The sequence below is a fragment of the Stutzerimonas sp. FeSN7 genome (assembly GCF_030263795.1).
GTDB lineage: Bacteria > Pseudomonadota > Gammaproteobacteria > Pseudomonadales > Pseudomonadaceae > Stutzerimonas > Stutzerimonas stutzeri.
Map to the genome: position 1 here is coordinate 4,411,397 of NZ_JARPMN010000001.1, position 14,030 is coordinate 4,425,426.

Genomic DNA, 14,030 nt, shown 5'->3' on the forward strand with positions numbered 1-14,030 from the left:
GCAGGCGAACTACTGGTAAAACGATGCGAAAATCATTGATGCGCATGACATTGCGCCAGCTTCAGGTGTTCCGCGCGGTCTGCGAGACGCTTTCCTACAGCCGCGCAGCGGAGGAGATGGCGCTGACCCAACCGGCGGTGAGTCTGCAGATCCGCCAGTTGGAAGAACTGGTCGGCCAGCCGCTATTCGAATATGTCGGCAAGAAGCTCTATCTCACCGACGCGGCCGAGGCGCTGCAGCGCGCCAGCACCGACATCTTCGGTCGGCTGGACAGCCTCGACATGCAGCTCTCCGACTTGCAGGGCTCGCTGCAGGGCCAGCTCAACCTCGCCGTGGAATCCAGCGCCAAGTACGTCACGCCGCATCTGTTCGCCGCATTCAAACGCCTGCACCCGGAGGTCAGCCTGCAACTGGTGGTGGTGAACCATGCCCAGGCGGTCAAGCGCCTGTCGGTCAGCCGTGACGACCTGCTGATCATGTCCCAGGTGCCCACCTACATGGACCTGGAGTTCATGCCCTTCCTGAACAACCCGATCATCGCCGTGGCGCCCCCCGGACATCCGTTGTGCCACGCCGCCACGCTTTCCCTGCAGGACCTCACCGGCTACCCGCTACTGGTGCGCGAACCCGGCTCAGGTACGCGACGGGCCGGCGAAGACTATCTGCGCCAGAAACGCGCGCATTTCGCCCAGACCATCCAGGTCGCGTCGCTGGACGCGCTGCGTGAATGCGTGGTGGCAGGCCTTGGCCTGGCACTACTACCCCGGCACGCGGTGCACCTCGAACTGGCCAGCGGACTGCTGCGCGAACTGCCGGTGGCGGAGCTGCCGCTGTACCGCAGCTGGTGCGTGGTGCATCCGCGCAGCAAGCGCCTGAGCCCGGTGGCCCAGGCATTCTTCGCCTTCCTCCGTGAAGAGCGTGCGCAGATCAGTGTGCTGGCGGAGCGCTTCGCCGGGTCGCCGACGACGGCCGCAACGAACTGAGCACAAGCGCATCGGCGTAATCGTTCAGTTCGGCATGCAGCTGGCGCTGCTCGGTGTAGCTCTCGATGGCGCGGCGAAAACGCATGCGGCGTTCATCCTGCTGCTTGCGGCGGGACTTGCTGTCGAGCTGGCTGTTGTCGTCGGTGTGCCGGAGCATGAGTGATCTCCCAGAACAGGTAACGGGAGATCAGCATCGACGCCGTGAATGACAACCTGAAGTCAGCGCCATGACGCGCCGATGAAAAGACGCGGCGCAGCTTCAGTCGTCGTGCGACTTGACCTTCTGCGGCGACAGACGAAGGCTGCGCAGGCTGCGCTTGACGCTCTTGAGGTGATTGACCAGGCTCGGCCCGCGGGCCATCGCGACACCCATCGCCAGCACGTCGATCACCACCAGGTGGGCGATGCGCGAAGTCAGCGGGGTATAGATCTCGGTGTCTTCCTGCACGTCGATGGCCAGGTTGATGGTGGCCAGCTCGGCCAGCGGCGTCTGGCTCGGGCACAGGGTGATCAGGGTAGCGCCCGACTCACGCACCACGTTGGCGGTGATCAGCAGGTCCTTGGAGCGACCGGACTGGGAAATGCAGATCGCCACATCGGTGGGCTTGAGCGTGACCGCCGACATCGCCTGCATGTGCGGATCGGAATAGGCCGCGGCCGACAGCAGCAGACGGAAGAACTTGTGCTGCGCATCGGTGGCCACCGCACCGGACGCGCCGAAGCCGTAGAACTCGACCCGCTCGGCCTTGGCCATGGCGGTGATGGCGCGCTGCAGGGCATCCGGGTCGAGGCGCTCACGCACCTCCATCAGGGTGTGCAGCGTGGTGTCGAAGATCTTCAGCGCGAAGTCAGCCACCGAGTCGTTCTCGCTGATGGCGAACTGGCCGAAGCTGGCGCCGGCGGCCAGGCTCTGCGCCAGCTTGAGCTTGAGGTCCTGGAAGCCGAGGCAGCCGATGGCCCGGCAGAAGCGCACGATGGTCGGCTCGCTGACGCCGACGGTGTGGGCCAGATCGGCCATGGAACTGTGCATCACCGAGGCCGGATCGAGCAGGACATGGTCGGCCACCTTCAACTCCGACTTCCGTAGCAGACTTCTCGACTGGGCGATGTGTTGCAGCAGATTCACGTGGCGGGCTCGCTATGCTCACGACTGAGGACTCGTTCGGGCGCGACAGGCACCGCTCGGCCATCAGCGGGTTGTAGTGGGGCGGTAGTTATACTACAAGCCTCGCCATGACGCCCATTTTTTGCCCCTGGGAGAGATTCGATGTCGATTTCCTGTGACATGCTCGTGTTCGGCGGGACCGGTGACCTGACGCTGCACAAACTGCTTCCGGCGCTGTATCACCTGCACCGCGACGGCCGCCTGCATGCCGACGTGCGGATTCTCGCCCTGGCGCGCAAGAAGCTCGACCGCGACGGCTACCTGGCCCTGGCCGAGCGCCACTGTCGCGCGCAGGTCGCCCGCGGCGACTTCAGCCCGGACACCTGGCAGACCTTCGCCCAGCGCGTCGACTACTTCGCCATGGACGCCTCCCAGCGCAGCGACTACCTGCGTCTGGCCCAGCACCTCGGCCAAGCCAACGGCCGCGTGCGGGTCTACTACCTGGCCACTGCGCCCGATCTGTTCGAACCCATCGCCGCCAACCTGGAAAGCGCAGGGCTTGCCGGTGACGATGCGCGCATCGTGCTGGAGAAGCCCATCGGCCATTCGCTGGATTCGGCGCTGGAGATCAACGAAGCCATCGGCGCGGTGTTCCCCGAAGCGCGCATCTACCGGATCGACCACTACCTGGGCAAGGAAACGGTGCAGAACCTCATGGCGCTGCGCTTCGCCAACGCCCTGTTCGAACCGATCTGGCGCGCCGGGCATATCGATCACGTGCAGATCACCGTGGCCGAAACCCTTGGCGTGGAGAACCGCGGCGGCTACTACGACAATGCCGGCGCCATGCGCGACATGCTGCAGAACCACCTGCTGCAGCTGCTCTGCCTGGTGGCGATGGAGGCGCCGGTGCGTTTCGATGCCAAGCACATCCGCGGCGAGAAGGTGAAGGTGCTCGAAGCGCTCAAGCCGATCACCGGCAACGACGTGCTGGACAAGACCGTACGCGGCCAATACGGCGCCGGGCGCATCGGCGGTCACGACGTGCCGGCCTACTACTTCGAGCCCAACATCGACAACGACAGCGACACCGAAACCTTCGTCGCGGTGAAGGCCGAGATAGACAACTGGCGCTGGGCCGGCGTGCCCTTCTACCTGCGCACCGGCAAGCGCATGGCGCGCAAGCGCTCGGAGATCATCATCACCTTCAAGCAGGTGCCGCACCTGCTGTTTGCCAAGGGCGAGGTCAACCGCCTGGTCATCAGCCTGCAGCCGGAGGAAAGCATCAGCCTGCAACTGATGGCCAAGGCACCCGGCAAGGGCATGCAGCTCGAGCCGGTGGAACTGGACCTCAACCTGGCCCATGCCTTCAGCAGCACCCGCCGGTGGGAGGCCTACGAGCGCCTGCTGCTGGATGTCATCGAAGGCGATTCGACGCTGTTCATGCGCCGCGACGAGGTGGAAGCCGCCTGGAACTGGGTCGATCCGATCCTGCGCGGCTGGAGCAGCTACTACCGCAAACCGCGACCCTACCCGGCCGGCGAGGACGGTCCGGAACAGGCGCACCAGTTCATCGAACGGCAAGGCCACAGCTGGTGGCAATGATCCTTTTTTCGTGACCGGGAAGTTACCGGATGAGATGCTCGCAAGTGTTCTCTCGCGAATTAGCCCGGAGCGCCCGAATAATGCGCGCTAGAGGGCAGCGAGAACTTTGCGGCGACTACGAAGCGTGACTCAAACAATTAAGAGTGGGAGCCGGGAAAACTGCGGAATATATGGGCGTCACACTAGCGCCATATATTCCGGACTCGATCACAGAAGTCTTACGAATATCGAATCGCCCAGCGCGGCCTTATCCGCCCAGCCCCTTCGTTTGTCCCAGACGCCCCGCGCAAGCTACCAATCCGCCGCGCCAAGCACCGCCACAGCCCTCGCCCGGCGCGGCTTTCAGCCAGGCAGACCGTCAGTCAGAGAACTTCTGACGCGCTCGGCGCTCGAACTTCCAGCCTGAATTCAAATTGCATTTCGGTGACAGCTAAGTTGCCCGGCAAGCTGACCACCGCAATACACAGAAACATTCTGCGCGCCAGCGCAGTTATCATGCGGGTTTCAGCGGCATATACAGCAACGCAAACTTCCCATATTCCGTTACATGGGTTGAGAAACTTGTGCGGATATGCCTACCCTAAAAAGGAATTCAATCAACAACCCCAAAGGCATTGTTTTGAGTTTCCCCACCGTAATGCTCCGTCGCCCAACCGACGGCGACGGTTACAACCTTCATCAGCTGGTGGCGCGCTGCCAGCCCCTCGATACCAATTCGGTCTACTGCAACCTGCTGCAGTGTTCCGATTTCGCTGATACCGCCATCGCCGCAGAGAACGCCCAAGGCGAGCTGGTCGGTTTCATCTCGGGTTACCGCCCCCCTTCGCGGCCGGACACGCTGTTCGTCTGGCAGGTCGCCGTCGACAGCTCGATGCGCGGTCAGGGGCTGGCCCTGCGCATGCTGCTGGCACTGACCGCCCGGGTCGCTCGCGAGTACGGCGTGCGTTACATGGAAACCACCATCTCGCCGGACAACGGGGCGTCACAGGCGCTGTTCAAGCGGGCCTTCGACCGCCTCGATGCCAACTGCACGACGCGCACGCTGTTCGCCCGCGACACGCATTTCGCCGGTCAGCACGAGGACGAGGTGCTCTACCGCGCCGGCCCGTTCACCGTTTCCCATCTAGAAGAAGAGCTCAAGGAGCACGCATGAAAACTTTTGAACTGAATGAATCCAGGGTTCGCAGCTACTGCCGTTCCTTCCCCGTGGTCTTCAAGCAGGCCCAGGGCGCCGAACTGGTCACCCAGGACGGCAAGCGCTACATCGACTTCCTCGCTGGTGCCGGCACGCTCAACTACGGGCACAACCACCCGGTGCTCAAGCAGGCGCTGCTCGAATACATCGAGAGCGACGGCATCACCCACGGCCTGGACATGTACACCGCGGCCAAGGAGCGTTTCCTCGAGACCTTCAACCGGCTGATCCTCGAGCCGCGCGGCATGGGCGACTACCGCATGCAGTTCACCGGCCCGACCGGCACCAACGCGGTCGAGGCGGCGATGAAGCTGGCGCGCAAGGTCACCGGGCGCAACAACATCATCAGCTTCACCAACGGCTTCCACGGCTGCAGCATTGGCGCGCTGGCCGCCACCGGCAACCAGCATCACCGCGGCGGCTCCGGCATCGGCCTCTCCGACGTCAGCCGCATGCCCTACGCCAACTATTTCGGCGACAAGACCAACACTATCGGCATGATGGACAAGCTCTTGTCCGACCCATCCAGCGGGATCGACAAGCCCGCCGCGGTGATCGTCGAGGTGGTGCAGGGCGAAGGCGGCCTGAACACCGCGTCGGCCGAATGGATGCGCAAGCTCGAGAAGCTCTGCCGCAAGCACGAAATGCTGCTGATCGTCGATGACATCCAGGCCGGCTGCGGCCGCACCGGGACTTTCTTCAGCTTCGAAGAGATGGGCATCCAGCCGGATATCGTAACGCTGTCCAAGTCGCTGTCCGGCTACGGCCTGCCGTTCGCCATGGTGTTGCTGCGCCAGGAGCTGGACCAGTGGAAGCCCGGCGAACACAACGGCACCTTCCGCGGCAACAACCATGCATTCGTCACGGCGGCCGCGGCGGTCGAGCACTTCTGGCAGAACGACACGTTCGCCAACAGCGTGAAGGCCAAGGGCAAGCGCATCGCCGACGGCATGCAGCGCATCATCCGTCGCCACGGCCCGGATTCGCTGTTTCTCAAGGGCCGCGGGATGATGATCGGCATTAGCTGCCCCGATGGCGAGATTGCCGCCGCAGTGTGCCGCCATGCCTTCGAAAACGGCCTGGTGATCGAGACCAGCGGCGCCCACAGCGAAGTGGTCAAGTGCCTCTGCCCGCTGATCATCAGCGATGAGCAGATCGACAAGGCGCTTTCCATCCTCGACAAGGCCTTTGCCGCCGTGATGAGCGAGCAGACCGAGAACCAAGCTTCCTGAGGTATCCGCAATGATCGTCAGAACCCTCGCCGAGTGCGAAAAGACCGACCGCAAGGTCCACAGCCAGACCGGCACTTGGGACAGCACGCGCATGCTGCTCAAGGACGACAAGGTGGGATTCTCCTTCCACATCACCACCATCTACGCCGGCAGCGAGACGCACATCCACTACCAGAACCACTTCGAGTCGGTGTACTGCATCAGCGGCAATGGCGAGATCGAAACCATCGCCGACGGCAAGATTTACAAGATCGAGCCGGGCACGCTGTACGTGCTGGACAAGCATGACGAGCACCTGCTGCGCGGTGGCAGCGAAGACATGAAGCTGGCCTGCGTCTTCAACCCGCCGCTCAACGGGCGCGAAGTGCATGACGAAAGCGGCGTCTATCCGCTGGAGGCCGAAACCGTCTGATACCGGTTCAACCGGGGCGGCCACCGCGCCGCCCCGCCATTACAAGAAAGGAGGTAAGCGTGAACCCTATGCAAGCCGACCTGTATCCCTCGCGCCAGGAAGACCAGCCCAGCTGGCAGGAACGCCTGGATCCGGTCGTCTACCGCAGCGACCTGGAGAATGCGCCAATCGCGGCAGAGCTGGTCGAACGCTTCGAGCGCGACGGCTACCTGGTCATCCCCAATCTGTTCAGCGCCGACGAAGTCGCGCTGTTTCGCGCCGAACTCGAGCGCATGCGCCAGGACCCGGCCGTCGCCGGTTCCGGCAAGACCATCAAGGAACCCGACAGCGGTGCGATCCGCTCGGTGTTCGCCATCCACAAGGACAACGAGCTGTTCGCCCGCGTCGCAGCCGACGAGCGCACCGCCGGCATCGCCCGCTTCATCCTTGGCGGCGACCTGTACGTGCATCAGTCGCGAATGAACTTCAAGCCCGGCTTCACCGGCAAGGAGTTCTACTGGCACTCGGATTTCGAGACCTGGCACATCGAGGACGGCATGCCGCGCATGCGCTGCCTGTCCTGCTCGATCCTCTTGACCGACAACGAGCCGCACAACGGCCCGCTGATGCTGATGCCCGGCTCGCACAAGCACTACGTGCGCTGTGTCGGAGCCACACCGGAAAATCACTACGAGAAGTCCCTGCGCAAGCAGGAGATCGGCATCCCCGACCAGAACAGCCTGAGCGAGCTGGCCAGCCGCTTCGGCATCGACTGCGCCACCGGCCCCGCCGGCAGCGTGGTGTTCTTCGACTGCAACACCATGCACGGCTCCAACGGCAACATCACGCCCAGCGCGCGGAGCAATCTGTTCTACGTCTACAACCACGTGGATAATGCCGTGCAGGCTCCGTTCTGCGAGCAGAAACCGCGCCCGGCCTTTGTCGCCGAACGCGAGAATTTCAAGCCGCTGGACATTCGGCCGCAACAGTATCTCTGAGGCGATGGGGCGCGTCTGATGACGGGCCCCTTCCCCCGGCTTGGCCGATCGCTACCGGCCCAGGGAAATTCACTCCAGCTCGTTGATCGACAGGTGCGCCAGCTGCGCGCCGGGCCCGTCAACGGCCTGCCAGATTCGGACGCTATAAAAAGATGCATACCGTGGAAAAGATCGGCGGCACGTCGATGAGCCGCTTCGAGGAAGTTCTCGACAATATCTTCATCGGCCGCCGGGAAGGCGCAGCGCTATACCAGCGTATCTTCGTCGTCTCGGCCTACAGCGGCATGACCAACCTGCTGCTGGAGCACAAGAAGACCGGCGAGCCCGGCGTCTACCAACGCTTCGCCGATGCGCAGAGCGAAGGTGCCTGGCGCGAAGCGCTGGAGGGTGTGCGCCAGCGCATGCTCGCCAAGAACGCCGAGCTGTTCAGTTCCGAGTACGAACTGCACGCCGCCAACCAGTTCATCAACTCGCGCATCGACGATGCCAGCGAGTGCATGCACAGCCTGCAGAAGCTTTGCGCCTACGGCCACTTCCAGCTCTCCGAACACCTGATGAAGGTGCGCGAGATGCTCGCTTCCCTCGGCGAAGCCCACAGCGCCTTCAACTCGGTGCTGGCGCTCAAGCAGCGCGGCGTCAACGCGCGTTTGGCCGACCTCACCGGCTGGCAGCAGGAGGCACCGCTGCCGTTCGAGGAGATGATTTCCAGCCACTTCGCCGGCTTCGACTTCAGCCGCGAACTGGTGGTCGCCACCGGTTACACCCATTGCGCCGAAGGTCTGATGAATACCTTCGATCGCGGCTACAGCGAGATCACCTTCGCCCAGATCGCCGCCGCCACCGGCGCACGCGAGGCCATCATCCACAAGGAATTTCACCTCTCCTCGGCCGACCCGAATCTGGTGGGTGCCGACAAGGTGGTCACCATCGGCCGCACCAACTACGACGTCGCCGACCAGCTGTCGAACCTCGGCATGGAGGCGATCCACCCGCGCGCCGCCAAGACCCTGCGTCGCGCCGGCGTCGAACTGCGCATCAAGAATGCCTTCGAGCCCGAGCATGGCGGCACGCTGATCAGCCAGGACTACAAGTCCGAGAAGCCCTGCGTCGAGATCATCGCCGGGCGCAAAGACGTCTTCGGCATCGAGGTGTTCGACCAGGACATGCTCGGCGACATCGGCTACGACATGGAGATCAGCAAGCTGCTCAAGCAGCTCAAGCTCTATGTGGTGAACAAGGATTCCGACGCCAACAGCATCACCTACTACGCCTCCGGTTCGCGCAAGCTGATCAACCGCGCCGCGCGGCTGATCGAGGAGCAGTACCCGGCCGCCGAGGTCACCGTGCACAACCTGGCCATCGTTTCGGCCATCGGCTCCGACCTCAAGGTCAAGGGCATTCTGGCCAAGACCGTGGCCGCCCTGGCCGAGGCCGGCATCAGCATCCAGGCGATCCACCAGTCGATCCGTCAGGTGGAGATGCAGTGCGTGGTCAACGAGGAAGACTACGACGCCGCCATCGCCGCGCTGCACCGCGCACTGATCGAGCCGGAAAACCATGGCGACGTGATCGCCGCAGCCTGATTCGGGCTTGCAACACAAAACGCCGGGCTCGTCCCGGCGTTTTGCTGTCTGCGCGACCGCCCATCCCGTATGACGCCGATCAATACCGCCCGCTCGGGGCGGGAGGACCATGGCTGCAAGCGGCGCCTGCCGGTCGCAAGACGCGCGAGGCGCCCCATCGCTCCCCCATGAAGCAGGAGTTGCCATGTTCCCCGAGTACCGCGATCTGATCACCCGTCTCAAGGCTGAAAACAAGACCTTTGCCCGCCTGTTCGACGAGCACAACGACCTCGACCAGCGGGTGAAGAACATCGAGGCGCACATCGTGCCGGGCACCGACAGCGAGGTGGAAAACCTGAAGAAGCAGAAGCTGCAGCTCAAGGATCGCCTCTACGACATGCTCAAGGAGGCATCCGTCGCCTGACCCTCTGCGCGCCCCGCTCGCTGGGCGCTGCCTGCCGCGTCGTTGCGGACAACGCTCGACGCGCAATCGCCCGGCAAGCGCAGTAAAATGCCGCGCTTTCGATACCCCTGCGAGTCCCGCGCCATGAACACCCCCAACCGCACCGAGCTGCTGTCGCCTGCCGGCACGCTGAAATCCATGCGCTACGCCTTCGCCTACGGCGCCGATGCGGTGTACGCCGGGCAGCCACGCTACAGCCTGCGCGTACGCAACAACGAGTTCGACCACGCCAACCTAAAGGTCGGCATCGACGAGGCCCACGCGCTGGGCAAGCAGTTCTACGTGGTGGTCAACATCGCCCCGCACAACGCCAAGCTCAAGACCTTCATCAAGGACCTGGAGCCGGTGGTGGCGATGGGGCCGGACGCGCTGATCATGTCCGACCCGGGCCTGATCATGCTGGTGCGCCAGCATTTTCCGCAGCAGACCATCCACCTCTCGGTACAGGCCAATGCGGTGAACTGGGCGACGGTGAAGTTCTGGGAAAGCCAGGGCGTCTCCCGGGTGATCCTTTCCCGCGAGCTCTCGCTGGAGGAGATCGGCGAGATACGCGAGCAGGTGCCGGGCATGGAGCTGGAAGTGTTCGTCCACGGTGCGCTGTGCATGGCCTATTCCGGTCGCTGCCTGCTGTCGGGCTACATCAACAAGCGCGATCCCAACCAGGGCACCTGCACCAATGCCTGCCGCTGGGAATACAAGACCCACGAGGCCAAGGAGGACGAACTGGGCAACTCGGTTCACCTCTACGAGCCCATCGCCGTGCAGCAGGTCGAGGCGCAGGGCAACCCGACCCTGGGCGTCGGAGCGCCCACCGACAAGGTGTTCCTGCTCGAGGATGTCTCGCGGCCCGGCGAGTTCATGGAGGCGACCGAGGACGAGCACGGCACCTACATCATGAACTCCAAGGACCTGCGCGCCGTACAGCATGTCGAGCGGCTGGTGCAGATGGGCGTGCACTCGCTGAAGATCGAAGGCCGCACCAAGAGCCACTACTACGTGGCGCGTACCGCGCAGGTCTACCGCAAGGCCATCGATGACGCACTGGCCGGCCGGCCGTTCGACAAGTCGTTGATGGACACCCTCGAATCCCTGGCCCACCGCGGCTATACCGAGGGTTTCCTGCGCCGTCACGTGCATGACGAATACCAGAACTACGAACGCGGCTTCTCGCTCTCCGAGCGCCAGCAGTTCGTCGGCGAGCTCACCGGCGAGCGGCGCAACGGCCTGGCCGAGGTGAAAGTGAAAAACCGCTTCGCGGTCGGCGACAGGCTGGAGCTGATGACACCGCAAGGCAATCTCAACCTGCGCCTGGAGACCCTGGAAAGCAGCCGCGGCGAGGCCATCGAGGTTGCGCCGGGCGACGGCCACACCGTCTATCTGCCGGTCCCGCAGGACGTGGACCTGCACTTCGGCCTGCTGATGCGCGAGCTGGAGGGCGGCAGCAGCACCCGCGGCTGAAGCTGGGCGGGCAACCGCCCGCTAGCGCAGCAGCTCGGCGAACTGCTCGGCCGGCACCGGCGGGCTGAGCAGGTAGCCCTGGATTTCGTCGCACAGGTTGGCCTTCAGGAAGTCCATCTGCGCCTGGGTTTCCACGCCCTCGGCCACCACTCGCCGTTCCAGGCTGTGAACCATGGCGATGATGGCGCGGGTGATCGCCGCATCCTGGGTGGAATGCTCCACCTCGCTGATGAACGAGCGGTCGATCTTCACGTAGTCCACCGGGAAGCGCTTGAGGTAGCTCAGCGACGAGAAACCGGTGCCGAAGTCGTCGATCGCCAACTTCACGCCCAGGGCACGCAATTGCTCGCTGATGCTGATGGCGTTATCGATGTCGTCCAGCAGCTGACTCTCGGTGAGTTCCAGTTCCAGCATCGCTGGCGGCAGCCCGGTCTCTTCCAGCACCTGGCGCACCAGACTGACGAAGTTGCCCTGACGCAGCTGCTTCACGGAGAGGTTCACCGACACGCGGATGTCCGCCAGCCCTTCCTGCTGCCAGCGGCGTGCCTGGCGGCAGGCCTCGCGCAGGACGAACTCGCCCAGCGGAATGATCAGCCCGGTTTCCTCGGCCAGCGGAATGAAGTCCGCCGGCGTGACCAGTCCGCGCTGCGGATGGCGCCAGCGCACCAATGCCTCGGCGGCCTCCAGGCTGTCGTCGGCCAGACTCAGACGCGGCTGGTAGAAGACTTCCAGCTGGCCGACTTCCAGCGCCTTGCGCAGCTGGTTTTCCAGTTGCAGGTAGTGCATGCCGGATGCCTGCGGGCGGTCGGTGAAGAACTGCAGGGTGTTGCCGCCCAGGTGCTTGGCCTGCTGCATGGCGGTGCTGGCCTGGCGCAGCAGGACCTCGGCATCGCGGCTGTTGTCCGGCAGCAGGCTGACACCGATGGAAGCGCTGATCACCAGCTCCTGTTCGCCGATGACGATCGGCTTGCGGATGCGCTGCAGCAGACGACTGCCCAGGTGCGCCAGACCGCTGAGGCTGCCGTAGGCATCGAGCAGCACGACGAATTCGTCGCCGGACAGGCGGGCAATGGTGTCGGCCTCACCGAGGGTCTGGCTCAGCCGTCGAGACACCTCGCGCAGCAACGCATCGGCCGCCTCGTGGCCGAGGCTTTCATTGAGCAGCTTGAAACGGTCCAGATCGATATACAGCACCGCCATGTTGCGGCCGTTGCGGCGAACCCGCTGACAGGCTTCCTGCAGCCGCTCCTTCAGCAGGCCGCGGTTGGCCAGCCCGGTGAGATCGTCGTAATGGGTCAGGTAGCGCAAGCGCTCCTCGATCTTGCGCCGCACGCTGAGGTCGGAGACGAAGGCGACCACATGGGTGACGCTGCCGTTGGCATCACGCACCTCGCGCAGCTGCACCCACTGCGGATAGACCTCGCCGCTCTTGCGCGTCTCGATCAGCTCGCCCTGCCAGTGGCCGTGCCGCTCCAGCGCCTCGCGCATGGTCTCGTACTGCCGCTGGCTCTCCGGCGAGCCGGCGATACGCGCCACGCTGTGACCGAGCAGTTCCTCGCGGCTGTAGCCGGACAGCGTGCAGCAGGCGTCATTCACCGCCAGGACACGGTAGCGATCGTTCATGATCACGATGCCTTCGCTGGCGGCCTCGAACACCGTGGCGGCCAGGCGCTGCTGCTCGGCCTGACTGCGCAGCTCGCTGATGTCACGGCGCGTGCCGATCATGCGCAGCGCACGGCCATTGGCGTCACGCTGGATCACCCGCCCGCGGTCTTCCAGGCACAGCTCGCTGCCATCGGCGCACAGGGCACGGTACTCGATGACGAAGGATTCGGTTTCGCCCTTCAGATGGGCGATCAGGGCGGACCGCACGCGCTGCAGGTCGTCGGGATGGATATCCGGCAGTCGCGAACCGTCTTTGCCATAGCGATTTTCCAGGTCGATGCCGAACACCACCTGCATGGGCGAATGATGCACACGGTTGCTCTGCAGATCCCAATCCCACAGGCCGAGGTCACTGGCCTCCAGCGCCAGGGTCAGCCGCGCCTCGCTCTCGCCGAGTTCGGCGGTGCGCTGTTCGAGGCGGTCGTAGGCGCTGCGCAGCTGCTGTTCGGCATGCCGGCGCTGCTCGACCTCGGTGACCAGGCGGCCATTGAGCAGGTCGGCTTCGCGGCCGGCCTTCTCCAGCCGCTCGATCAGCCGCTGGCGGTGCAGGCGTTGTTCGATGCTGTCAGTGGCCAGCCGGTTGAGCTGCCAGGCGATCAGACTGAGCGTCGCCAGCACGATCATCGCCAGCACGCCCCAGCCCTGCTGCAGCGGCTCGCCGCTGGTCATCAGCAGCAGCCCCGCCGGCAACAGACAGGGCACGGCGAAACTGAAAAAGGCCGGCAGGCTGACGCCGTAGGCGACACTGGCGGCCAGCACCACGGAGCCCATCAAGCCGTAGAGCAAGGCCTGGGTGACGAAGGTATCGGCCGGCACCAGCGCCACCATGGCGTAGCACAGGCTCAACGCCGAGACACTGCTGCCCAGCAGGAAGCGCCAGCGCCAGTGCGGCGCCGCCTGCGCCTCGGGGCTGGCTCGATTGAAGGCTCCGATCTGCTGCAGGCGCAACAGCCCGAGCGCGGCCATCCAGCCCAGCCAGACCCCGAGTTCGATACCGCCCTGTTCGGGCCAGAGCACCACCCCGCAGATCAGCGTGGTGAGCAGCAACAGCAGGACGGGAGTGCGCGAACCGCGATACAGCAACCGCGTGTGCTCGGCAGCCTGCTCGGCCGCCGAAGCCTGGTCAGTGGCATGCTGCGTTGACGCCGGGCAGGCGGCTCGAATGGAATCGGTCATGAATATTGTTCTAGTGGTAACTGCACCCGAATCAGGTTCCGGCGGAACCACAACACGGCCGATAATGGCACGTTGCTAGCCTCACGTCATATCGCGCTGCGTCGGAAATGCCATGATCGCCATCCGAACCGACCAGCGGATCGTCGCCACCAGACGTGATGCCGCCTGTGCTGCGGCTGCGCCGGATTGCCGCAAAT

General features: G+C 64.3%; 12 protein-coding genes. 9 read left to right on the forward strand and 3 right to left on the reverse strand.

Annotated elements, in window-relative coordinates:
* The first annotated feature begins 23 nt into the window (after nucleotides 1–23).
* Nucleotides 24–983, forward strand: coding sequence for a LysR family transcriptional regulator (locus P5703_RS21045; RefSeq protein WP_020307972.1), 960 nt, complete (start codon nucleotides 24–26; stop codon nucleotides 981–983).
* Here P5703_RS21045 and P5703_RS21050 read toward each other — a convergent pair.
* Both P5703_RS21050 and hexR read right to left on the reverse strand, forming a co-directional pair.
* On the reverse strand, nucleotides 928–1,140 hold the full coding sequence (locus P5703_RS21050; RefSeq protein WP_037005028.1) for a PA3496 family putative envelope integrity protein: 213 nt from the start codon (nucleotides 1,138–1,140) through the stop codon (nucleotides 928–930). The two genes, P5703_RS21045 and P5703_RS21050, sit on opposite strands and share 56 nt — an antisense overlap.
* A gap of 102 nt (nucleotides 1,141–1,242) precedes the next feature.
* Nucleotides 1,243–2,109, reverse strand: coding sequence for a transcriptional regulator HexR (gene hexR / locus P5703_RS21055; protein ID WP_020307974.1), 867 nt, complete (start codon nucleotides 2,107–2,109; stop codon nucleotides 1,243–1,245).
* 141 nt (nucleotides 2,110–2,250) lie between these two features.
* On the opposite strand from hexR, the gene zwf reads away from it, so the two are divergent.
* The 8 genes from zwf to trhP all read left to right on the forward strand — a co-directional run bounded on the left by zwf (nucleotide 2,251) and on the right by trhP (nucleotide 10,992).
* Nucleotides 2,251–3,693, forward strand: coding sequence for a glucose-6-phosphate dehydrogenase (gene zwf, locus P5703_RS21060; protein WP_011911428.1), 1,443 nt, complete (start codon nucleotides 2,251–2,253; stop codon nucleotides 3,691–3,693).
* Nucleotides 3,694–4,330: 637 nt separating this feature from the next.
* Entirely contained in the window at nucleotides 4,331–4,846 is a 516-nt protein-coding gene (gene ectA, locus P5703_RS21065; RefSeq protein ID WP_013981381.1) for a diaminobutyrate acetyltransferase, read from the forward strand.
* On the forward strand, nucleotides 4,843–6,120 hold the full coding sequence (gene ectB, locus P5703_RS21070; RefSeq protein WP_279648699.1) for a diaminobutyrate--2-oxoglutarate transaminase: 1,278 nt from the start codon (nucleotides 4,843–4,845) through the stop codon (nucleotides 6,118–6,120). Before ectA ends, ectB begins: the two co-directional genes overlap by 4 nt.
* Before the next feature lie 10 nt (nucleotides 6,121–6,130).
* Nucleotides 6,131–6,532, forward strand: a complete 402-nt coding sequence (locus P5703_RS21075) for an ectoine synthase (protein WP_013981379.1) — start codon at nucleotides 6,131–6,133, stop codon at nucleotides 6,530–6,532.
* 68 nt (nucleotides 6,533–6,600) lie between these two features.
* Entirely contained in the window at nucleotides 6,601–7,509 is a 909-nt protein-coding gene (gene thpD / locus P5703_RS21080) for an ectoine hydroxylase (protein ID WP_011911424.1), read from the forward strand.
* Nucleotides 7,510–7,661: 152 nt separating this feature from the next.
* Nucleotides 7,662–9,092, forward strand: a complete 1,431-nt coding sequence (locus P5703_RS21085) for an aspartate kinase (RefSeq protein WP_013981377.1) — start codon at nucleotides 7,662–7,664, stop codon at nucleotides 9,090–9,092.
* Nucleotides 9,093–9,276: 184 nt separating this feature from the next.
* Nucleotides 9,277–9,495, forward strand: a complete 219-nt coding sequence (locus P5703_RS21090) for an HP1242/YdcH family protein (RefSeq protein WP_011911422.1) — start codon at nucleotides 9,277–9,279, stop codon at nucleotides 9,493–9,495.
* 123 nt (nucleotides 9,496–9,618) lie between these two features.
* On the forward strand, nucleotides 9,619–10,992 hold the full coding sequence (trhP, locus tag P5703_RS21095) for a prephenate-dependent tRNA uridine(34) hydroxylase TrhP (RefSeq protein ID WP_043942078.1): 1,374 nt from the start codon (nucleotides 9,619–9,621) through the stop codon (nucleotides 10,990–10,992).
* A 21-nt stretch (nucleotides 10,993–11,013) separates the two neighbouring features.
* On the opposite strand, the gene P5703_RS21100 is transcribed toward trhP, so the two are convergent.
* Nucleotides 11,014–13,833, reverse strand: coding sequence for an EAL domain-containing protein (locus P5703_RS21100; protein WP_285589553.1), 2,820 nt, complete (start codon nucleotides 13,831–13,833; stop codon nucleotides 11,014–11,016).
* Nucleotides 13,834–14,030: the final 197 nt, after the last annotated feature.

Coding starts and splice junctions, on each gene's coding strand:
- P5703_RS21045 (WP_020307972.1), top strand. CDS start 24: ATGCGAAAATCATTGATGCGCATGACATTGCGCCAGCTTCAGGTGTTC.
- P5703_RS21050 (WP_037005028.1), bottom strand. CDS start 1,140: ATGCTCCGGCACACCGACGACAACAGCCAGCTCGACAGCAAGTCCCGC.
- zwf (WP_011911428.1), top strand. CDS start 2,251: ATGTCGATTTCCTGTGACATGCTCGTGTTCGGCGGGACCGGTGACCTG.
- ectA (WP_013981381.1), top strand. CDS start 4,331: ATGCTCCGTCGCCCAACCGACGGCGACGGTTACAACCTTCATCAGCTG.
- ectB (WP_279648699.1), top strand. CDS start 4,843: ATGAAAACTTTTGAACTGAATGAATCCAGGGTTCGCAGCTACTGCCGT.
- P5703_RS21075 (WP_013981379.1), top strand. CDS start 6,131: ATGATCGTCAGAACCCTCGCCGAGTGCGAAAAGACCGACCGCAAGGTC.
- thpD (WP_011911424.1), top strand. CDS start 6,601: ATGCAAGCCGACCTGTATCCCTCGCGCCAGGAAGACCAGCCCAGCTGG.
- P5703_RS21085 (WP_013981377.1), top strand. CDS start 7,662: ATGCATACCGTGGAAAAGATCGGCGGCACGTCGATGAGCCGCTTCGAG.
- P5703_RS21090 (WP_011911422.1), top strand. CDS start 9,277: ATGTTCCCCGAGTACCGCGATCTGATCACCCGTCTCAAGGCTGAAAAC.
- trhP (WP_043942078.1), top strand. CDS start 9,619: ATGAACACCCCCAACCGCACCGAGCTGCTGTCGCCTGCCGGCACGCTG.
- P5703_RS21100 (WP_285589553.1), bottom strand. CDS start 13,833: ATGACCGATTCCATTCGAGCCGCCTGCCCGGCGTCAACGCAGCATGCC.